Genomic DNA, 21,210 nt, shown 5'->3' on the forward strand with positions numbered 1-21,210 from the left:
CCAAACAAACATAGAGAATGTGGAGACAACCCCCCATGCAAACCGACACAACTCGCGAGAACCCGCAGGGCACCTTGCCGCAGGCCGCTGATTCGACTTCGGATCTGTCCGCCACCGCGCCTGGCCAGCTGCGCGTGATCAAGCGTAACGGCACTGTCGTTCCTTACACCGATGACAAGATCACCGTCGCCATCACCAAAGCGTTTCTCGCAGTTGAGGGCGGCACCGCTGCCGCTTCGTCGCGAATCCACGACACCGTTGCCCGTCTGACCGAACAAGTCACCGCGACCTTCAAGCGTCGCATGCCCTCGGGCGGCACGATTCACATCGAAGAAATCCAGGACCAGGTCGAACTGGCCCTGATGCGTGCCGGCGAGCAGAAAGTAGCGCGCGACTACGTGATCTACCGTGACGGTCGTTCGAAAGAACGCGCCGCCCACGCACCGGCCGAGGAAGCAGTCAACGCTCACCCGTCGATCCGCATCACCCGCGCCGATGGCACCTTTGCTCCTCTGGACATGGGCCGCCTGAACACCATCGTTACCGAAGCGTGCGAAGGCCTGGAAGAAGTCGACGGCGACCTGATCCAGCGCGAAACCCTGAAAAACCTGTACGACGGCGTGGCCCTGACCGACGTCAACACCGCGTTGGTGATGACCGCCCGTACGCTGGTCGAGCGTGAGCCGAACTACTCGTTCGTGACCGCTCGCCTGCTGATGGACACCCTGCGTGCCGAAGGCCTGAGCTTCCTGGAAGTCGCCGAAAGCGCGACCCACCACGAAATGGTCGACCTGTACGCCAAGGCCCTGCCTTCGTACATCGCCAAGGGCATCGAATTCGAATTGCTGAACCCGGTCCTGGCCACCTTCGACCTGGAAAAACTCGGCAAGGCGATCAACCACGAGCGCGACCAGCAGTTCACGTACCTGGGCCTGCAAACCCTGTACGACCGTTATTTCATCCACAAGGACGGTATCCGCTTCGAACTGCCGCAGATCTTCTTCATGCGTGTGGCCATGGGCCTGGCGATCGAAGAGAAGAACAAGGAAGACCGTGCGATCGAGTTCTACAACCTGTTGTCGTCCTTCGACTACATGTCCTCGACCCCGACCCTGTTCAACGCCGGCACCCTGCGTCCACAGCTGTCGAGCTGCTACCTGACCACCGTGCCGGATGACCTGTCGGGCATCTACCACGCGATCCACGACAACGCCATGTTGTCCAAATTCGCTGGCGGCCTGGGCAACGACTGGACGCCGGTTCGTGCACTGGGTTCGTACATCAAGGGCACCAACGGCAAATCCCAGGGCGTTGTTCCGTTCCTGAAAGTAGTGAACGACACCGCCGTTGCCGTTAACCAGGGTGGCAAGCGCAAAGGCGCTGTCTGTGCCTACCTGGAAACCTGGCACATGGACATTGAAGAGTTCATCGAACTCCGTAAGAACACCGGTGATGATCGTCGTCGTACCCACGACATGAACACCGCCAACTGGATCCCTGACCTGTTCATGAAACGTGTCTTCGATGACGGCCCGTGGACCCTGTTCTCGCCGTCCGAAGTGCCGGATCTGCACGACCTGACCGGCAAAGCCTTCGAAGAACGTTACGAGTACTACGAAGCCCTGTCCCAGTACCCAGGCAAGATCAAACTGTTCAAGACCATCCAGGCCAAAGACCTGTGGCGCAAAATGCTCTCCATGCTGTTTGAAACCGGCCACCCATGGCTGACCTTCAAAGACCCGTGCAACCTGCGCAGCCCGCAGCAGCACGTCGGCGTGGTTCACAGCTCGAACCTGTGCACCGAGATCACCTTGAACACCAACAAGGACGAGATCGCTGTTTGCAACCTGGGCTCGATCAACCTGCCGAACCACATCACCAACGGCAAGCTGGACACCGCCAAGCTGGAACGCACCGTGAACACCGCCGTTCGCATGCTCGATAACGTTATCGACATCAACTACTACTCGGTGCCGCAAGCGAAGAACTCCAACTTCAAGCACCGTCCGGTCGGTCTGGGCATCATGGGCTTCCAGGACGCTTTGTACCTGCAGCACATTCCTTACGGTTCCGACGCGGCCGTCGAGTTCGCCGACAAGTCGATGGAAGCGGTCAGCTACTACGCGATCCAGGCTTCCTGCGACCTGGCCGACGAGCGCGGCGCTTACGAGACGTTCCAGGGTTCGCTGTGGTCCAAAGGCATCCTGCCGCTGGATTCGCAACAGATCCTGATCGAGCAACGTGGCCAGAAGTACATCGACGTTGACCTGAACGAATCCCTGGACTGGGCACCGGTTCGTGCCCGTGTACAGAAAGGCATTCGTAACTCCAACATCATGGCCATCGCACCGACCGCGACCATCGCCAACATCACTGGCGTATCGCAGTCGATCGAACCGACCTACCAGAACCTCTACGTGAAATCGAACCTGTCGGGCGAATTCACCGTGATCAACCCGTACCTGGTTCGCGACCTGAAGGCTCGCGGTCTGTGGGACTCGGTCATGATCAACGACCTGAAGTACTACGACGGTTCGGTGCAGCAGATCGAGCGCATCCCGCAAGAACTCAAAGAGCTCTACGCGACTGCCTTCGAAGTGGACACCAAGTGGATCGTTGACGCGGCCAGCCGTCGTCAGAAGTGGATCGACCAGGCTCAGTCGCTGAACCTGTACATCGCTGGCGCTTCGGGCAAGAAGCTGGACGTGACCTACCGCATGGCCTGGTACCGTGGTCTGAAAACCACTTACTACCTCCGTGCCCTGGCCGCAACCAGCACCGAGAAGTCGACCATCAACACCGGCAAGCTGAACGCTGTTTCCAGCGGCGGCAACCACGGTGAAGATTCGGTCCTGGCAGCTCCCGCAGGTCCAGCTCCAGTGCCGAAGGCTTGCGCCATCGACGAGCCGGATTGCGAAGCTTGCCAATAAGCTGAGCCGGTAACCCGACCCCCCCGACAGTCCTCTGGATTGTCGGGGGTTTTCTTTTGCCTGCCTTTAAGATCAAAAGATCGCAGCCTCGTTTCACTCGACAGCTCCTACAGGGGATCGCAATTTCCTGTAGGAGCTTGCGATCTTTTGATATTGATTCTGCCAGGCACAAAAAAGCCCCTCGATCGAGGGGCTCTTTGTGCAGCGCTTTCAGCCAACCCGCATCAGGTCATCTGAATGATGGTCTGCATGATGGTGCTTTGGGTGGAAATGGTCTTGGCGTTCGCCTGGTAGTTGCTCTGCGCCTTGATCAGGTCGACCAGTTCATTGGTCAGGTTGACGTTGGACTCTTCCAGAGAGTTGGAGTGGATCTCGCCCAGGGTACCGGTGTTCGGCGCATCGTAGCCCGGGATACCCGACGAATAGGTTTCTTTCCAACTGGTGCCGCCTACAGGCTGCAAACCTTGTTCGTTGGTGAAGCTGGCGAGCGAGATCTGGCCGATGGGCTTGGTCTGGCTGTTGCTGAAGTTGGCGAGCATCACACCGCTGGTGTCGATGGTCAGGTTGGTGATCTGGCCGGTGGCGTAGCCGTTCTGCGAAGGAATCGAACGCGCGGTGTCAGCGTTGTACTGCGTGGTTTTGTCCATGGAGACCGTAACGACGCCGGAAGTAGCGCCGTTCGCTGTCCACACGCCATTGGTCACGGTACCGGGAACCCAGCCGGTGATCTTCAGGTCAGGGCTGACGATCGGCGCCGGAACGGCCGGTGTGGTGACCGAAACCAGATTGCCCGAGGTATCGAACACCATGGTCGAAGCGACCGGCGGGTTCAACGGAATCGCGGTAGGACTAGGGTCGGTGCCATCCGGGTTGCGACCATCAATCAGGGTGTAGGTTTTCCAGGTGTTCGCGCCCGTCTTGACCATGTACTGGTCCATGACGTGCGAGTTACCCTGAGTGTCGTAAATCGGGGTACTGAACTGCTTGGTGAAGGAAGCTTCTTTGCTTGGGTCGAACGGGGTGGCAACCTGATCGATAACCGGTGCGGTGGAGTTCAGGTTAATCGTCGACGAAACCGTGGAGGTGTTTTTTGGCGCCAGGTTCGAAGTATCGATGCGCAGGTCAGTCAAAACGCCATTGAGGATCTTGCCATTGGCATCCACGCCATAACCCTGCAGACGCGCAGAGCCATCGCTATTGGTGACGTAACCGTCCTTGTCGACCTTGAACGTACCGGCACGGGTGTAGGACATCGAACCGTTCTCGCTCAGCACGAAGAAGCCGGAACCGTTGATGCCCATGTCCAGCACGTTGCCGGTGTTGTTGACGTCGCCCTGGGTGAACTGCTGGGAAACGTTGGCCAGGCGCACGCCGTTACCGATGGTTTTGCTGCCGGAACCCAGCTTGGTGGCCGAGTAAACGTCTTCGAATTCCGCACGGGACGATTTGAAACCGGTGGTCGCGACGTTGGCGATGTTGTTGCCGGTCACGTCCAGTTGTTTGTTGGCTGCATAGAGACCGCTAAGGCCGATATTGAAAGACATATTCCACTCCTTTGTGCCGTGTTAGTCGGCTCTACATACCAATGGTTTGTACTTTGGACAGGGCGATGCTGCCCGCCCCGGCCAGGTTGAGCATCAACTCACCGCCGGTCTGGCTGATGGTCACGCTGTTGACGGTGGCCGGCAGGTACGTCACCAGCGAGGTCGCCTTGCCGTCGTAGGTCGCCGTAGCGCCAAAGGTATAGGTACCCGCCTTGGCCACTTCGCCTGCATCGTTTTTGCCGTCCCAGATGAAACTGGAAGTACCGGCGACCTGGCTGCCCAGGTTGAGGGTGCGGACAACCTTGCCATCGGCATCGGTGATCTTGACCTGGACCGGGTCCACCGACGCCGGTACGGCAAGGGTGCCGCTGAAACTCTTGGAGGTATCGACCACAGCCTTGTCGCCCGGTGCAATAACCGAACGCCCGACCAGCGACGACGCCTGCAACGCCTGGGACGAGTTGTAATTGCTCGCCAGGCCACTGACGGTGTCGTTGAGCGTGGTGATGCCTTCCAGGCTACTGAACTGCGCCAACTGGGCGACGAACGCGCCGTTGTCCTGTGGCTCCAGCGGGTTCTGGTTTTTCAGTTGCGTTACCAGCAACTGCAGGAACGCGTCCTTGCCCAGGGCCTTTTTGCCGGTGGCGCTGTTCGTCGCCGACGCCAGGCCATCCGTCGTGGTGCTGGTCTTGATCGAGGAGTTGGCCAGGATGTCCTTGAGGCTAATGCCACTGGTGGTATCGGTAACACTCATCTGAGTCGCCCCTTATCACTGACCGAGGGTCAGGACCTTCTGCATCATGGTTTTGGCGGTGTTCATCATTTCGGCGTTGGTCTGGAACGAACGGCTCGCGGAAATCATGTCAGCCATTTCTTCCACCACGTTGACGTTCGGGTAGTAGACGTAGCCCTTGGCGTCGGCCGCCGGATGGTTCGGCTCGTAGCGCGCCTCAAGGTTGCTCTGGTCTTCGACCACGCCCAGCACTTGCACGCCTTGACCGGCGGCGTCCTGGTTCTGGAACAGCGAGTCGCTGCCACCGCTCTGGCCACCCTGGAACATGGTGGCGAATACCGGGTGCCGAGCACGGTAGGTCTGGTCGATGCTCGACGAGACGGTTTCGGCGTTGGCGATGTTACTGGCGACGGTGTTCAAGCGAGTGGTCTGGGCACTCATGCCGCTACCGGCAATGTTGAAAACACTGGATAGAGACATGGCTTACTCTCCGCGCAGGGCTGATATCAGCCCTTTGAATTTGCTGTTGAGCAGGGTGAAGCTGGCCTGGAAGCCGACCGCGTTTTCCGCGTAGTTCGACTGTTCCAGTTGGGCGTCCACAGTGTTCTGGTCGATCGACGGTTGCATCGGCGTGCGATACAGCAGCGACTCGTCGCCATTGCCCAGGCCTTCGGCTTCGATATGACGGCTGTTGGTCATGTTCAAGGCGAAAGTGCCGCTCTTGGTCTTTTCGTTCTGCTCGGCGAGCACTTTCGAGAAGTCCAGATCCCGAGCCTTGTAGTTCGGGGTGTCGGCGTTGGCGATGTTGTTGGCCAGGACTTCGGCACGCTGAGCGCGGAAGCCCAGGGCTTGTTCGTGGATACCGAGCGCTTTATCGAAGCTGATGCTCATGTCGGAAACCTTCGGGTGACCTGATTTTTCGTAACAGGGACATAGCAAGCGGCGTGCCAATTCAAAAAAGCCCGTAAACCGGGGCTTTGCGGGCCGTGGCAACGTGGCAATGCCAGAAAAGCGGCAACGGGTTTCCGCCGTCTGCCGCTTTTCTGCCGCTTGTCCATGGGCGCATGCCTCTGAGGAGCTGACGCAAAAGTGGCAGGCGTCCATAAATATGTACCGCTTCTGGCCACCGCCCCCCCGATAACCTGTGTTGGCAACTCCACTTTGCATCCACACAGGGACTGAACATGCATATTCACGCTGATGTATTTACGGCGCTTCACACACTGATCAAATCAATCCACTCGCTCGTGTCGCCATTAACCGATCCGCAACGGGCTGCCAAAACACGAGGACTGCAGCGTTACCATCTGCGGGAATACCTGGATGCTGAAAGCGACCTGACTATCGCGGCCACTGCTGGTGATGCCGAATCACAATATGCGCTGGGCGAAATCTTTCGACGCCGCGAAGGCAATACCACCGGCTCGGCCAAAAAGTGGTACGAACTGGCCGGCGCGCAAGATCACGTCTATTCGTTGATGCGCCTGGGCGATACCGACTCTCTTGCGAAAGCCTTGAAACTGGCGCGCGAGCGGGCCGATATTGGCGACAGCGACGCCATGCTTGAAATGTATGAACTGACCAAGGATATCGCCTGGCTGAAAAAGGCTGGCGTAGCGGGCAATGGAGAGGCGATCTACCTCCAGGCCCTCCTCTACGAAAACGACAGGGCACTCAGGCCTGCCGATTCAAACTGGGACAGCCTGCGGGACATCATGCTGAGAAAGTCCGCCCAAGCCGGTTTCCCTCCTGCGATGACCTGGTTGAGCAACCAGCGGGTCAGGTACAGGAATATTCCTTATCAGCAGTATTGGCTGTTAAAGCGACTTGAACACAATGATCTCAACGCCGTACTCGCCTATAGCTACGCGCTAATGCACTATTTCGACACCGAACAAAACCTCGATCGCTATAACTTCAGCTATGACTACATCAAGGGCTATGGCTTGCTTTGGCTGGTGGTCGACAGCACTCGGGAATATATCAGGCATCGTGAAGCAGCCAATCTGCTGGCCACTCTGACCAGCCGATCCACCCCCGAACAAATCGAAGCCGGCAAGGCGTTTGCCAGGGAATGGACAGATTCCCACCCACCGCTGTGTGCGTACCCATTGACGTACAGCGACCTCAAATAATCTCGGGTACCGCCAATAGCGTTCGATGTCCTATGCCCAAAACAAAAAGGCCAGTCAGCTTGGCTGACTGGCATTACTTTGAGGTCGACAGTTTCTTTACGCTGCCGGCCAATCACTTGGCCTGGTAAATAATCCCCGGGCTGCACTGGACCATCTGGTAATGATCCGGCAAACCGTTCAGCGCCTCGGAAGCACCGAGGAACAGATAACCGCCTGGCTTCAACGTGCTGTGAATGCGCAACAGGATGTCCTTCTTCACCTCGGCGGAGAAGTAGATCAGCACGTTGCGGCAGAACACGATGTCGAACTTGCCGAGGCTCGCGTAGCTGTCCAGCAAGTTGAACGAGCGAAACTCCACCCGGCTCTTGATCGGTGCCTTGATGGCCCAGCGTCCCGGCCCTTTCGGGTCGAAGTAACGTTGAAGGCGCTCGGGCGACAGGCCACGGCCGATCGCCAGGCTGTCGTACTCGCCGGCCTTGCAGTTGGTCAGCATGGTACCGGACAGGTCGGTGGCAACGATCTGCACGCCCATCTTCAACTGGCCCATGTTCACGCGCTCGAACTCATCGATCGACATCGACAGCGAATACGGTTCCTGACCCGACGAACAGGCCGCCGACCAGATCCGCAGACGCTGGCCAGGGGCGGCCTTGATCGCTGCGGGCAGCACCTTGTTCTTCAAGACTTCAAACGGGTAGGTGTCACGAAACCACAGGGTTTCGTTGGTGGTCATGGCGTCCACCACCATCTCGCGCAAACCGCTGCGCGGCTGGGTCTGGATGCGCTGGACCAGCTCACCCAGGGACTTGATGCCTTGCTGTTCCATCAGTTTGTTGAGACGGCTCGAGACCAGGTACTGCTTGTTTTCACCGAGCAAAATGCCACAGGCCTTTTCCAGGAAGACCCGGAACTGTTCGAAATCCAAATTACCCGTAGACAAAGATGCCGCCTCTTAAATCGTATTAACCGTTAGGGGCAGAAGGCCCCTGGCTGATGTCTGCTGCTTTGATCCGGTTGACTACCCGGGATGCCAGGTCATCAGGACGGAATTTGGCAAGGAAGTCATCGGCACCGACCTTCTTGACCATCGCCTGATTGAATACACCCGACAACGAAGTATGCAGGATGATGTGAAGCTTTTGCATGCGAGGGTCGTTGCGGATCTCGGCCGTGAGGGTGTACCCGTCCATCTCCGGCATCTCGATGTCGGAAATCATCATCAGGAACTCTTCTTCCGGCTTCTTGCCCTCGTCGACCAGCTTGCGCAGGTAATCCAGCGCTTGCCGACCGTCGTTCAACGCCACCACTTCGACACCGACCGTCTGCAGGCAACGGGTCACCTGCTTGCGCGCCACCGACGAGTCATCGACCGTCAGTACTCGCAAAGAGAGCGCCTTGTGCTGGGTTTCGACATCCACCACGCCAACGGAAATCGCTTCCGGTGTCGGCGCCACTTCTGCCAGCACTTTCTCGACGTCGATGATTTCGACTAACTGATTGTCGACCCGAGTCACAGCCGTCAGGTAATGATCGCGTCCCGTGCCCTTGGGTGGCGGATGAATCTCCTCCCAATTCATGTTGACGATGCGCTCCACCGAGCGCACCAGGAAACCCTGGGTCTTGGTGTTGTACTCCGTGATGATCACGAAGGGATTGTTCTTGTCTTTCAAAGCCCCGGAACCGGTCGCCATGGCCAGATCAAGAATCGGAATGGTCGCCCCCCGAATATTTGCCACACCGCACACGACAGGACTGGATTTTGGCATCAGCGTCAGTTTGGGGCATTGCAGCACCTCCCGAACCTTGAACACGTTGATCCCATACAGCTGCTGGCCGTCGAGACGGAACAACAACAGCTCAAGGCGATTCTGCCCTACCAGTTGCGTGCGCTGGTTTACCGCATCCATTACACCAGCCATGCACAGACTCCTACACCAACGCTTAAGTGTGTTGCGACGCGCATTCATCACTAAACGGCACGGCGCTTGCTTTTTAACTCTTATGAACACAGAACCGACATTTTTCCGACGCCTGACATCAAACGCCCGCAAATTGCTTTGCGCGGTGTCGGCCGTCTGCCTGTTCAACGCTGGCTGCCCTGCCCTTGCTGACGCGGTTACCTTGCCTGACATGCTTATCGGCGTCACTCAGGGCTTTCTTGAATTCACCGTAGAAGACTATCTGGCCACCAGTCAAACGGAGGGCCGCTACGAGATCGAGGTCAAGCAGCTTGATCCGCGGCTGCGCATGCCCATGTGCGACAAGGAATTGACAGCGTCCCTGGAGAGCCCGGCCACGCCGCTGGGACGGGTTACGGTCAAGGTTCGCTGCGAGGGCGCGTCGCCCTGGACGGTCTTCGTACCCGCTCAAGTGCGCCTGTTTCGCGACATTGTGACCACCACCCGCCCGCTGCGACGCGCCGGTATCGTCGAGCCCCAGGATGTGACCCTGCGCGAGCGTGACATCAGCCTGATCAGCCAGGGTTACCTGACTTCCGTCGACCAGGCGATCGGGCAGAAACTTACCCGACCAATGGTCGCCGACCAGGTCATGACCCTGGTGCACATGGAACAGGCAGAAGTCATCAGCAAGGGTGACCAGGTGGTGATTACCGCCCGCAGTGGAACGCTCAGCGTGCGCATGCCGGGTGAAGCGCTGTCCAACGGCGGCTTGCGCGAACAGATTCGGGTGAAAAACCTCAACTCCCAGCGGGTCATCAAGGCGCAAGTCACCGCGCCCGGCCAGGTGGAAGTGGCCATGTAGAACTCTCTGTTGGTGAAGATGTGGCGCGCCGCTCGACTGTTCCCTAGACTGTGCCCTATGCAGGGCAAGCGCTGACGCGCGCAAGCTCATTGATAAATGGGCCTAAAGTTTTCCAGGGTATGGCCGAAAACATGGCAAGCGTCCAAATACCCAGAGGTTTTTTGTCATGGTCATCGATTTCAGCCGTTTGAACAGTTCCTCGTCACTAACCGGTAGCACACGTACCAGCACCGCGAAGGAAACCGCCGAAACCGGCAAATCCGCGCCGCTGAATACCCCGGCCGAACAGGCCAGTACCGTTAAAAGCGGGGAATCAGTACATCTCAGCAATGAGGCTCAACAGTTGCAGAAGGTCACTGACAAGCTGCGCGATCAGCCTGCCGTCGACAACGCCCGCGTGGCCGAGTTGAAAGCAGCGATTGCCGATGGCAGCTATAAAGTCGACAGCAACCGTGTAGCCAGCAAACTGCTCAACTTCGAAGCCCAGCGCTAGGCCCAGGCCTGCGCCAGGCTTTTGGACGCTTAAAACCCAAGGCCAGCCATGCACGACACTAATTTACTGCAACTGATCACCGACGATTTCGCTCCAGCACAGCACTTGCTGGAGTTACTGCAAACCGAGTCCCTCGCCTTGCACGGTCGTGACATGCCACTGCTCGAAGAGATTCTGGCGCAGAAACAGGCATTGATCATTTTGCTCGATCAGCATGGCCGCAAGCGCAGTGAAATCCTCGCCAGCCTCAACCTGCCGACCAATCGCAACGGCCTGGAGCAACTTGCCAGCCATTCGAGCATTGGCGATCAGCTGTTGGAGCGGAGTGATGTGTTGACCGATCTTCTGGCTCAGTGCCAAGCGGCCAACGTCAAGAATGGCCAGTCGATCCTGGTGCAACAGGCCGCGACGGCCAATCAGCTGAAAATCCTCAACGGCGGCGAGCCGCCAGCGCTCTACGATGCGCGCGGATCAACCTCCACGCTTGCGAAGCCACGCCCGCTCAGTCAGGCTTGAGCCTGCTGAAAAGCGCGCACTATCAAGACGCGCAACATGCTGGCAATATGACGGCCAGTCGTAGTCATATTTTGTCTGGAGATTGATGAACCGTGTTCAATGCCTTAAGCGCGGAAGATGCTCCGCAGCCACCCAAGGTGCTCACCACGCCGTTGGAGATCTCCGGCACCCTGCGCCAGCTGCAAGACAGCCATGACCCGCTGATCATCACGTTCCATGAGCGCAGCCAGCGCTTCCAGAGTTATCTGGTGGACATTGACCGTAACAGCAACATGATTGCCCTGGACGAAATGATTCCCCGCGATGGTGAACGCTTCCTGCTCGCCGGCGAACCGTTCAAGGTCGAAGGCTTTCACGACGGCGTGCGTATTGCCTGGGAAAGCAACGGCCCGTTGACCATCGACGAATCCGGTGGCGGTCGCTGCTACCGTGGCGCCCTGCCCGCCGAGGTGGTTTACCACCAGCGTCGCAATGCATTCCGCGCAGCATTGAAGCTGGCACAACTGGTCAACGTCGATCTGGGCGGTGAAAAGCTCAAGTCGCCGATCAGCGGCAAGCTATTGGACATCTCCGCCACCGGCTGCAAGTTGCGCTTCGAAGGCGACATCACGGACAGCCTGCAACTGGGCCAGGTCTATGACCGCTTCATCGCCGCCCTGCCCTTTGGCAACATGACGGCACCCGTCGAGCTGCGTTACCTGCACTTCGAAGAAAGGATCTCCATCACCTTCGCCGGCGTACGCTTTCACAACATGAGCGGGCTGGTGCAGCGCCAGGTCGAGCGGTTCGTCTATCAGCTTCAGCGTGAAGCGCGGCGCTTCGACAAAGACGACATGTAATACGACGCTTCAATAGAAAACGGGCAGTCCCTTGCGGTGACTGCCCGTTTTTTTATGCGTTGTTTTTATACGTTGTTATGGCCTGGCCTCGGTGAAACTTTGCTCGCGAGGTGCATCAGGGTCTTCGGGCGGCGGATCGGTTTCGGGCTCTGATTCAGGTTCCAGGTCCGGCTCAGGGTTGATCGGGCTCTGCATCTGGTCTTGCACCACCTGCTCATCGACCCGCGGGTCAAGGCAAGCCACCAGTGGCGAACTCGACATACTGTCCGGCATGGCGACGTGATGCAGCGGTGCATCGTCCACCACATGCAGGTTGGTCACCGCTTTTGGACGAATCCGCCACACCAGCACCAACGCGAAGAAACTGAAGAAGGCATAGAGCATGTGGCTGCCGAACAGCTTCATCAGCACCCCGGCCACCAGTGGTCCGATACTGGCGCCGACACCGTAGGTCACCAACAGCATCGCTGTCAGGGACACCCGACGATCACCCTCGACGTGGTCGTTGGAGAATGCCACCGCCAGCGGATACAGGCAGAACATCACCAGCGAACAGCAGAACCCGGTGATAAACAAAATCTCCAGCGGTACCTGTTGCATGATTGCCAGCGGCAACGCGGTAAGCGCCAGGACCAGCGCAAAACAGCGGATCAACAGCGCCCGGTCATAACGGTCGGACAGCCAGCCCAACGGCCATTGCACCAGCAACCCCGCAAAAATGCAGCTACCCATGAACAGGCCGACCTGCTCCGTGGACAACCCCTGCTGTGAGGCATACAGCGGTGCCAGACCGTAGAACGAACCAATGATCAGTCCCGCCCCCAGCACCGTGCTCAACGACTGCGGCACGCGCTTGATGAAGAACCGCGGCTCCATCGGTGCCGGGTGCAACGGCGCCGGGTGAATCCGCCGGGTCAGGGCCACCGGCACCAGGCACAGCGCGAAGCACAAGGCGACCAGCATCAGCAGCTCAAGACCCAGGCCCGGGTGCATGACCAGAATCAACTGACCCAGCACCAGCCCCAGGTACGAAGCGATCATGTAGCCGCTGAACACCGTCCCGCGCTGCGAGGCTTCAGCCTGCTCATTGAGCCAGCTTTCGATGACCATGTATTGGCACATCATGCCGAGGCCGACGATGACCCGCAGGAAGATCCAGGCCGGCAACCAGTCCACCAGGCCATGGCCCAGCACCGCCGCACCGACAATCCCGGCGCAGGCCGAATAGGCGCGAATATGCCCGACCCGGGCAATCAGCCGGTGGCCGATCTTGCCACCCAGCACCAGGCCGCAATAGTTGGCTGCCATCAACGCACCGACCCACAGGCTGTCGACGTGGTCGGCGGCCAGGCGCAAGGCCAGGTAAGTACTCAACAGGCCAGAGCCGATCAACATCATCAGCGAGGCAAAATAAAGCGCTCGAAAGGGTTTCCAGATTTGGCGCATCGGCGTTCCGAGCGGCTCCTTGCAGTGAGAATCGGGCTACCCGAAAAGATAGCCCGAAGACGATGGAACGTCAGGCCTGGGCCGCTAAAACACGTCGCTCCCAGGGAGTAATTTCATCAAAGAAGCTGGTCAACTCCATGGTCTTCGAGGCGATGTAGCCTTCGATGAACTCCTTGCCAAACAGTTCCTTCGCCAATTGGCTACGTTTCAGACGCTCAAGAGCCGCATGCAAGGTACACGGCAACGAAAGATTGTCCGGCACTTCGAACTCACCCTGGATCGGCTCGCCAGGCTCCAGTTTGTGTTCAATGCCATACAACCCTGCGGCAAGGCTGGCGGCGATCGCCAGGTAAGGATTTGCATCAGCCCCCGGCAAGCGGTTCTCGACCCGACGAGCGGCGGGCGAACTGGCCGGAATACGCAATCCGGCCGCCCGGTTGTCGTGGGACCAGCAGGCATTATTCGGCGACGCATACGGATGGCACAAGCGCTGATACGAGTTCACGTTCGGTGCGAACAATGCCGTGAAATCCGCCATGCCGGCCTGCTGACCCGCGATGAAATGACGGAAGGTCGCCGTCGGCTCTCCAGCCTTGTTGCTGAACACGTTACGCCCGCTGCCGATCTCGATGATGCTCTGATGAATATGCATCGAACTGCCCGGCGTGTGCGCCAGCGGCTTGGCCATGCAAACCACGGTCAGGCCATGCTTGAGCGCAACTTCTTTAAGCAGATGTTTGAACAGGAGAGTCTGGTCGGCCAGCAGCAGTGGGTCGCCGTGCAGCAGGTTGATCTCGAACTGGCTGACGCCCATCTCGTGCATGAAGGTATCGCGCGGCAAGCCCAAGGCCCCCATGCATGCGTAGACTTCACTGAAGAACGGCCGCAAACCATTATTGGAACTGATACTGAACGCCGAATGACCGTCCTCGCGACGACCGTCCAGGCCCAGCGGCGGCTGGAACGGTTGAGTCGGGTCGGTATTGGGCGCGAAGACAAAAAATTCCAGCTCGGTCGCCACCACCGGCGCCAGGCCGAGAGCCGCGTAACGCGCAATCACGGCTTTGAGTTGGCCGCGGGTCGACAGAGACGAGCTTTCGCCGGTCAGCTCGTGCGCATCGCAAATGGCCAAGGCTCGCGGCTGCTGGCTCCACGGCAAGCGATGGATCTGTGCAGGATCGGGCACCAGCGCCAGGTCGCCATCATCGCAGCCGTAAAAGCGCGCTGGCGGGTATCCGCCCATGATGCATTGCAGCAGCACCCCCCGCGCCATCTGCAAACGCCGCCCCTCGAGAAAGCCTTCGGCGGTCATTACCTTGCCGCGGGGTACGCCATTCAAATCCGGCGTAACACATTCGATCTCATCAATGCCCGTCAATCGCTCCGCGAATGAACTATGGCCATCGGTTGTCATGACGCAATCCTTTGTTGATGTGCAAGCCGCGAACGGCGACCCGTACAAAATAGGCTCCGCCTGTTCGGAATATCAAGCAGCGCACAAAAAGAAAATCATTGGCTGCAAACCTCTGATTTTCGGCCACCACAATCCGGTAGGAGCTGGCGAAGCCTGCGATCTTTTGACGTTGCTGTTTAAAGGCAAGATCAAAAGATCGCAGGCTGCGCCAGCTCCTACGGGGGGATATGCCCATCAGGGAAGGTAAAGGCTGAACACCCCGCCACCCAGCGGGCCGCCATTGCTGATTTCGGTGCGTCCGCCCACGCCGTTGCGTTGATGGAGTGCGGCAATCCGCCCGGCAAAATACAGGCCCAGGCCGGTGCTTCCACTGCTGTGGTTGATGCCCTGCACGTAATCGGCCTGACGCTCGATCATCTCGGGAGGATAACCCTCGCCATCGTCGTTGACGGTCAGCACCAGTTGCCCGGCTTCATCGCTGACGCTGATCAACACCGCATGGCGGGCGTAACGAATGGCGTTGTTGATGCTGTTGCCCAGCACCGAAGCAATCAGCTCCCGGTCGAAGAAACCCAGAGGGCTCAGCGGGTCCACTTCATAGGTCGCCATGATGCCGCGGCTGGCGAACACGTCCTGGTGGCAGGCCAATTGCGCTTCGATGAAGTCATCCAGTTCATGGTAGGCCGGTTGCAACGGCATCTGGTTGACCCCGAGTTTGTACAGTCCCAGCAACTGCACGAGCATGCCATTGAGGTGCGCGAACTCGAATTCGATCACGCCCTGCTCCGGGGTGTGGTGTTGCGGATCTGGCAAGCGCGCCAACCATTGGCTGTGGGCCTGCATCAGCATCGCCAGGGAGTTCTTCATGTCGTGCACGGTGGAGGCAATCACCGTGGAAAAATCGAGTGCCTGTTCGCTGTCGTTCATTCGCCAAACGCCTTGCTTCGCAACTTCTGATAACGGGGAAAACGCGCATCGGTGTCGGGCATCAGGCCGACCATTTTCAGGCACGTCCGACATTCCTCCAGCTCCGCCGAAGGGACACTGGTGTCGGTGCCGTGCAGCAGCGATTGCGCCATGTTCAGCGCGATACTGATGTTCTTGGGTTGCAGCGCCAGAGCTTTGCGGAACACCTGCCGCGCCTCCACCAGGTTGCCGGTCTTGTACACCCGCACGCCCTGACGGTTGAGGTCGGCAGCGGCGTTGCCGGAGTTGAGAATGGTCGGATCGTCGGTCAACTTGGCGATGCCCTTCATCACTGTCGGGTCGTCGCCGTAGATTTCCGCACAGTTTTTCAGCATCGAGGCACCGGCGCTGGCCTGCCCGAGCATCTGCAGTTGCTTGGCCACCAGCAGCGCCGCTTCGGCGCTCATAAACTGTTCCATGCCATCGAGGCGCATCATCGCCTGCTCGGTGAGCTTCTCGGCGGTTTCGGCATCGTTGAGCAGCAGACTGGTGGCTTTCATCAATCGCGCACGAATCTGCAGACCCGGGTCGGAAGGGTTTTCCTTGGCCACCGCACTCAGCGTCGTGTTGATTTCCAGTCGAGTCCGGGTATCCAGACCTTTTTCGCTGCCTTTACTGATCAAGGCATGGGCCAGGCCAAGGTTGCTCTCCGCATCCTTGAAACGTGACTGCGCGCCCTGCGCCACGGCCTGACGATAGGCTTTGGAGGCGGTGTCAAAATCTTCGTTGGCCATCGCCAACTTGCCCAGCAGCGCTTGTCGGCGCACCGCCAGCGGCGACAAGCGGATCGCTTCTTCCAGCACACGCTGGGCCGCCTTGGTGTCGCCTTCGGCGACCAGCACATCGGCCATGCCGTCGTAGAGCGCCGGCATCATCGGGAACACTTTCAGAGCTTTTTCGTAGACGCCTTTGGCCTGAGCGACCTGGCCACGCTTGAACAGCAGCTTACCCAGCCCGGCAAACGCCCACGGCAAAGGTCGATCAGCAATGATGCTGTCATAGAGACGCTCCAGCGCCTCGTTCTGATTCAGGTCGCGCAAGGCATCGGCGCGGTAGCGCAGGCACAACGGCGAGTAGCGGATATCTTGCTTGCACAGGGCGATGCAGGCATTGAGCACTTCAACCGGTTTGCCCCGGTCAAGGGCCTGCAGAATCGGCTTGAGCAAGGTCTTGCGCTGCTCCAGCCGCTCCAGGCGTTGAGCCAGGCCGGAACGGTTGAACGGTTTGGTCAGGTACGCATCGGGTTCGTGTTCCAACGCACTGAGCACCATCGCCTGACTGGTCTCGGCGGTGACCATGACGAACACGGCCTCATGGCTGATCAGCTTCTCGATCATCAGGTCCTCAAGCACCTGCTGGCCGTTCTTCTTGCCGTCGCCCAGGTGAAAGTCCTGCAGGATGAAATCGTAGGCCTTCTGCGAACACATACGCAGCGCCTGCTCACCGGTGTCGGCGGTGTCGACATCCTTGACGCCCAGCTCGCGCAGCATGGACCTGACGGAACTGCGGAAATCCGAGAAATCATCGACGATCAAAAAGCGCTTTTGGTGATACGACAGCATCGAAGATTTCCAGGCAATTTAAGAAGAAGACCATGACTGTTCGGGTTATCGGCCAGTAGTGGCGTTCCCTTGAGAAACCATGCCGCTCAGTACGCGCTAAATATTTGAAGGTGTTATTGAAAATCGGGATTATCCTGATTTATTAAGGCGCACCCACCCCCCACTTGAACTCGAGGCGTTTCCCCCCCGCCAAAGGCAAGCGTAATGACCACCACTCCCAAGCACTCGGCCCCTGCTCCTGAGCGAAAGGCCCTGCCCCCCAGCACCCTGGACTTTGCGGTGGTGGGCATCGGTGCGTCGGCGGGCGGGCTGCAAGCGATCAAACTGTTCTTTGAAAACATGCCCCAGGACAATGGCATGGCGTTCGTGATCATTCTCCACCTGTCGCCCGATCACCAAAGCATCGCTGACAAGATCATCCAGGAATCGACCAAGATGCCGGTTCTGCAGGTGACCCAAACGGTGGCTATCGAGAAAAACCGGGTGTACGTCATTTCACCGGCGCAACGGCTGACAATGAACGATGGCTTTCTGGAGGTCAGCGCTACAGATCCGCGCGAAGGTCGCCACGCGTCCATTGATCTGTTCTTCCGCAACCTGGCCGACGTGCACCGCGAGCGCGCCTTCTGCCTGGTGCTGTCAGGCACCGGCTCGGACGGCGCGGTGGGCTTGTCACGGATCAAGGAACAAGGTGGCATCACACTGGTCCAGGCACCGGAAGACGCCGAGTTCGATGGCATGCCTTGCGCCGCCATCGAAATCCACATGGTTGACCTGGTGCTGCCCGTAGTGGAAATGCCACAAAAACTGCTGGAGCTATGGCGCAACTCCAGGGAAATCTGTTTGCCCACCGCCAACGATCCGGAACTGCAAACCATTGCTGCGGTGTCCGAGCGCGACGCCGCACTTGCCGAACAAATGCTGCGCGACATCCTGATTCAGTTGCGCACCGGCACCGGCCATGACTTCAAGCACTACAAACGTGCCACCGTGTTGCGCCGGATCGAACGCCGGATGCAGGTCACCGGCCAACCGGACCTGAGTGGCTATTACCAGTATCTGCAAAACAACCCTGAAGAAACCAAGGCGCTGCTGGGCGACATGCTGATCGGCGTGACCAACTTCTTCCGTGACAGAGAGGCTTTCGAAGCCCTGGAGCGGGATGTCGTGCCGCAACTGGTCAGCGCGGCCCTGTCCGCGCAACCCGAGAAAGAAGAAATCCGCGTCTGGTCCGCGGGCTGCTCCACGGGCGAGGAAGCCTACAGCCTGGCCATGCTGCTCAACGATCAATTGCAACTGGACGCCAGTGCGGCGTCGATGCAGCTGTTCGCCACCGACATCGACGAACGCGCCATCAGCGTCGGCCGGGCCGGCCTGTATCCACAGGCCATCATCACCGATGTGCCACCCTCGCGGCTGCGCCACTACTTCATCAAGGAAGACGATCATTATCGGATTCGCAAGGAAATCCGCGAAAAGGTCTTGTTCGCCAAGCACAGCCTGTTGTCCGACCCACCCTTCTCGCAGATCGACCTGATTGTTTGCCGCAACCTGCTGATCTATCTGGATCGCGAAGTGCAACGCGAAATCCTCCAGATGTTCCACTTTGCCCTGCGTCCCGGTGGTTTCCTGTTCCTCGGTACTTCCGAGAGCGCGGACGCGTGCCACGAATTGTTCGCGCCGGTGGATAAACGCAACCGAATCTTCCGTGCCAAGACCGGCACGGCCAACAGTCGGCGCACACCGACCATGCCGCGTGGAGGCTATGTGCGGACCAACACTTCCCAACAGGTCCCGCAAAGCAGCGCGCCGCGTAAATTGTCATTTGGCGATATCCATCAACGCGCCCTCGAACAGTCCGCACCACCGAGCGTGATCATCGATGCCAACGCCGACATCCTGCACATGAGCGAGAGTGCCGGACGTTTCCTGCGTCATGTTGGCGGCGAATTGTCGCGTAACTTGCTGACACTGATTCTTCCGGAACTGCGCCTGGAAATCCGCACCACGCTGTTCCAGGTCCAGCAGAGTGGCCTCCCGGTCAAGTCCCGCGAAGTGCCGATCAAGCGTGATGAGCGCAGTTACCTGATTGATCTGGTCGCGCATCCCTATAAGGATGAAGAATCTGACGGCGAATACGTCCTGGTGATTTTCGAGGAAGTCGAGGTCGACCCTGCCGAACGAGCGGCCACCACCGTGCTACAGACCGAAAGCCAGGTGCTGTCCAACCTTGAGCGCGAACTGCAACGCACCAAGCTGCACTTGCAGGACACCATCGAACAATCGGAAGTCTCCAGCGAAGAGCTCAAGGCGTCCAACGAAGAAATGCAGGCCATCAACGAAGAACTGCGCTCGGCCACCGAAGAACTGGAGACCAGCAAGGAAGAGCTGCAATCGATCAACGAAGAGCTGCTGACGGTCAACTACGAGCTGAAAACCAAAGTCGAAGAAACCGACAAGATCAACGACTACCTGACCAACCTGATTGCCTCCACCGACATCGCCACGGTATTTGTCGATCGCAGCATGCGCATCAAGTGGTTCACCCCGCGCGCCACTGACATCTTCAGCATGTTGCCGGTGGATACCGGCCGCTCCCTGCTCGATATTACCCATCGCCTGCATTACGAGGACCTGGTCGCAGACGCGGCCTGAAGATCGTGCGTCCGGCGTGCCTGAAAACGAACTGCTGTTGGTGCGCACCCATGGCCGCAGCGAAGATGAGCGCTGGCACGTGCGCAAGGACGGCAACCGCTTCTTTTGCAGCGGCGAGGTGACCTTGCTCAGCGGTGACAATCTCAAAGGCTACGTCAAAATCGCCCGGGACCTGAACGGCCATGAGCTGATGAATGCACTGCGTCAGTTGCCGCTGGCCAAGGATGTTCCGGCCATTGCCCTGACCGGCTATGGCTCCAGCAGCGACATAAAAAAGGCCCGCCAATCGGGTTTTAACCAGCACATTGGAAAACCGGTTTCCTACGATGACCTGATCGCAACCATCGAGACCCTGCGCCAGCCCCAGACCTGAGGGGCCGGAAATGGCTCAGCGTAAATAGGTGCGTTGCACACAGATGCGCCGGTCAATCGCCTGTCTCAGTCGCTCCTTGTGGTCTGCCCAGACCTTGGGATCGACTTTGGGTGCTCGCATGAGGTTCAACATGGCCGCTTTGGCGGCCAGGTATTCCGACCATGCGTCTTCACAGCGGAGCTTGAAACGCTCATGTTCGCTCATTTCCATCCGCCGCAGCGCCAGTACCGACTCATCGGTGATGACCGGGCCTAGCGTCAACTGCCCCCGATGCGGTGCGACGAACCCCTGCGTCTCCGCCAAAATATCCCTCGCTCGCTGAGTGCCCCACTTCAACACCGCGCAGCAAGGCTCATCGCGATCCCTGTCGTGAAACTCCTCACACAGCATGACCCCATGGCCATCGTAAATACCGATGAACACCTTGGTGACACCCTCATGACTCATCCGCGCCCGCACTTCCACCTGCACCCCATCTTTGAGCACTTCTTCATAGGTATGGAGAGGTAACCGGTTATCGGTCCATAACCAGAACTGCGAGCCTCTGTGTCGCATTGCTTGGCTCCTTGTGGAGTGTGCAGTAAGGCACAGCAATGACTGACTTTCCATATAGGTCGTCGGGTGGTTCGGGCATGAAAAAAACCGCCAAAGCAGAGGCTCTGGCGGGCGCTTTTAACAGCTGAATGCTGAGATTTGATGGAGTCCAAGGGCCGGTACTCCTCAGCCAGAGCATGCCCCATTTGGGTTTCAGCTCATTCGAGCCAGGCCAATATTGAGTGCCCCAGGCCCCGTCGCCAAAAACAAATCGACATTATATTGACACCAAAATACCCGCCTGTCG

General features: G+C 58.6%; 19 protein-coding genes and 1 pseudogene. 9 read left to right on the forward strand and 11 right to left on the reverse strand.

The window, feature by feature from the left end; genetic code table 11:
* Nucleotides 1–35: 35 nt before the first annotated feature.
* The gene (locus EAH74_RS04580) at nucleotides 36–2,930 is read left to right on the forward strand and encodes a ribonucleoside-diphosphate reductase subunit alpha (RefSeq protein ID WP_140676475.1); all 2,895 of its coding nucleotides are present in this window, start codon (nucleotides 36–38) and stop codon (nucleotides 2,928–2,930) included.
* Nucleotides 2,931–3,154: 224 nt separating this feature from the next.
* On the opposite strand, the gene flgE is transcribed toward EAH74_RS04580, so the two are convergent.
* Genes flgE through flgB form a run of 4 tightly spaced genes read right to left on the reverse strand, consistent with a single transcriptional unit; the run spans nucleotide 3,155 to nucleotide 6,098 of the window.
* Complete coding sequence (gene flgE / locus EAH74_RS04585) at nucleotides 3,155–4,474, reverse strand: flagellar hook protein FlgE (RefSeq protein ID WP_123368755.1); 1,320 nt, start codon at nucleotides 4,472–4,474, stop codon at nucleotides 3,155–3,157.
* Between the two features lie 31 nt (nucleotides 4,475–4,505).
* Nucleotides 4,506–5,228 (reverse strand): flagellar hook assembly protein FlgD, encoded by a 723-nt coding sequence (gene flgD / locus EAH74_RS04590; protein ID WP_140676477.1) that lies wholly within the window; start codon nucleotides 5,226–5,228, stop codon nucleotides 4,506–4,508.
* A gap of 15 nt (nucleotides 5,229–5,243) precedes the next feature.
* On the reverse strand, nucleotides 5,244–5,687 hold the full coding sequence (gene flgC / locus EAH74_RS04595) for a flagellar basal body rod protein FlgC (RefSeq protein WP_007937507.1): 444 nt from the start codon (nucleotides 5,685–5,687) through the stop codon (nucleotides 5,244–5,246).
* A gap of 3 nt (nucleotides 5,688–5,690) precedes the next feature.
* The gene (gene flgB, locus EAH74_RS04600) at nucleotides 5,691–6,098 is read right to left on the reverse strand and encodes a flagellar basal body rod protein FlgB (protein WP_140676480.1); all 408 of its coding nucleotides are present in this window, start codon (nucleotides 6,096–6,098) and stop codon (nucleotides 5,691–5,693) included.
* A gap of 293 nt (nucleotides 6,099–6,391) precedes the next feature.
* Between flgB and EAH74_RS04605 the strand changes: the two genes are divergently transcribed.
* Nucleotides 6,392–7,342: a tetratricopeptide repeat protein gene (locus EAH74_RS04605; RefSeq protein WP_140676483.1), complete on the forward strand. Its 951-nt coding sequence runs from the start codon at nucleotides 6,392–6,394 to the stop codon at nucleotides 7,340–7,342.
* A gap of 112 nt (nucleotides 7,343–7,454) precedes the next feature.
* Here the strand turns inward: EAH74_RS04605 and cheR are convergent, their stop codons facing one another.
* Together cheR and EAH74_RS04615 are read right to left on the reverse strand one after the other, a co-directional pair.
* Nucleotides 7,455–8,282, reverse strand: coding sequence for a protein-glutamate O-methyltransferase CheR (gene cheR / locus EAH74_RS04610; protein ID WP_140676486.1), 828 nt, complete (start codon nucleotides 8,280–8,282; stop codon nucleotides 7,455–7,457).
* Between the two features lie 22 nt (nucleotides 8,283–8,304).
* Nucleotides 8,305–9,261 (reverse strand): chemotaxis protein CheV, encoded by a 957-nt coding sequence (locus EAH74_RS04615; RefSeq protein ID WP_140676489.1) that lies wholly within the window; start codon nucleotides 9,259–9,261, stop codon nucleotides 8,305–8,307.
* Nucleotides 9,262–9,343: 82 nt separating this feature from the next.
* On the opposite strand from EAH74_RS04615, the gene flgA reads away from it, so the two are divergent.
* From flgA to EAH74_RS04635, 4 genes are all read left to right on the forward strand, one after another.
* Nucleotides 9,344–10,105 (forward strand): flagellar basal body P-ring formation chaperone FlgA, encoded by a 762-nt coding sequence (gene flgA / locus EAH74_RS04620; protein ID WP_140676492.1) that lies wholly within the window; start codon nucleotides 9,344–9,346, stop codon nucleotides 10,103–10,105.
* Nucleotides 10,106–10,271: 166 nt separating this feature from the next.
* Entirely contained in the window at nucleotides 10,272–10,598 is a 327-nt protein-coding gene (gene flgM / locus EAH74_RS04625) for a flagellar biosynthesis anti-sigma factor FlgM (RefSeq protein ID WP_123368749.1), read from the forward strand.
* Nucleotides 10,599–10,646: 48 nt separating this feature from the next.
* Nucleotides 10,647–11,114 (forward strand): flagella synthesis protein FlgN, encoded by a 468-nt coding sequence (locus EAH74_RS04630; RefSeq protein WP_140676495.1) that lies wholly within the window; start codon nucleotides 10,647–10,649, stop codon nucleotides 11,112–11,114.
* A 92-nt stretch (nucleotides 11,115–11,206) separates the two neighbouring features.
* Nucleotides 11,207–11,953: a flagellar brake protein gene (locus EAH74_RS04635; protein WP_123368747.1), complete on the forward strand. Its 747-nt coding sequence runs from the start codon at nucleotides 11,207–11,209 to the stop codon at nucleotides 11,951–11,953.
* Nucleotides 11,954–12,028: 75 nt separating this feature from the next.
* On the opposite strand, the gene EAH74_RS04640 is transcribed toward EAH74_RS04635, so the two are convergent.
* The gene (locus EAH74_RS04640) at nucleotides 12,029–13,399 is read right to left on the reverse strand and encodes an MFS transporter (RefSeq protein ID WP_140676497.1); all 1,371 of its coding nucleotides are present in this window, start codon (nucleotides 13,397–13,399) and stop codon (nucleotides 12,029–12,031) included.
* A 70-nt stretch (nucleotides 13,400–13,469) separates the two neighbouring features.
* Complete coding sequence (locus EAH74_RS04645) at nucleotides 13,470–14,711, reverse strand: glutamine synthetase family protein (RefSeq protein WP_193560120.1); 1,242 nt, start codon at nucleotides 14,709–14,711, stop codon at nucleotides 13,470–13,472.
* A gap of 100 nt (nucleotides 14,712–14,811) precedes the next feature.
* On the opposite strand from EAH74_RS04645, the gene EAH74_RS04650 reads away from it, so the two are divergent.
* On the forward strand, nucleotides 14,812–15,060 hold the full coding sequence (locus tag EAH74_RS04650; RefSeq protein WP_140676503.1) for a hypothetical protein: 249 nt from the start codon (nucleotides 14,812–14,814) through the stop codon (nucleotides 15,058–15,060).
* Here EAH74_RS04650 and EAH74_RS04655 read toward each other — a convergent pair.
* The gene (locus EAH74_RS04655) at nucleotides 15,048–15,740 is read right to left on the reverse strand and encodes a sensor histidine kinase (RefSeq protein WP_140676506.1); all 693 of its coding nucleotides are present in this window, start codon (nucleotides 15,738–15,740) and stop codon (nucleotides 15,048–15,050) included. The two genes, EAH74_RS04650 and EAH74_RS04655, sit on opposite strands and share 13 nt — an antisense overlap.
* Nucleotides 15,737–17,341 (reverse strand): tetratricopeptide repeat-containing response regulator, encoded by a 1,605-nt coding sequence (locus EAH74_RS04660; RefSeq protein WP_074879190.1) that lies wholly within the window; start codon nucleotides 17,339–17,341, stop codon nucleotides 15,737–15,739. Before EAH74_RS04660 ends, EAH74_RS04655 begins: the two co-directional genes overlap by 4 nt.
* 204 nt (nucleotides 17,342–17,545) lie before the next feature.
* On the opposite strand from EAH74_RS04660, the pseudogene EAH74_RS04665 reads away from it, so the two are divergent.
* Nucleotides 17,546–19,993, forward strand: a pseudogene (locus EAH74_RS04665) (CheR family methyltransferase); the annotation flags it as partial.
* A gap of 19 nt (nucleotides 19,994–20,012) precedes the next feature.
* Nucleotides 20,013–20,369 carry a response regulator gene (locus tag EAH74_RS33735; RefSeq protein ID WP_430539707.1) on the forward strand — a complete coding sequence of 119 codons (357 nt, stop codon included), beginning with the start codon at nucleotides 20,013–20,015 and terminating at the stop codon, nucleotides 20,367–20,369.
* A 15-nt stretch (nucleotides 20,370–20,384) separates the two neighbouring features.
* Here EAH74_RS33735 and EAH74_RS04675 read toward each other — a convergent pair whose 3' ends face one another.
* Complete coding sequence (locus tag EAH74_RS04675) at nucleotides 20,385–20,924, reverse strand: hypothetical protein (protein ID WP_140676509.1); 540 nt, start codon at nucleotides 20,922–20,924, stop codon at nucleotides 20,385–20,387.
* Nucleotides 20,925–21,210: the final 286 nt, after the last annotated feature.

The organism is Pseudomonas mandelii, assembly GCF_006438925.1.
GTDB lineage: Bacteria > Pseudomonadota > Gammaproteobacteria > Pseudomonadales > Pseudomonadaceae > Aquipseudomonas > Aquipseudomonas mandelii_C.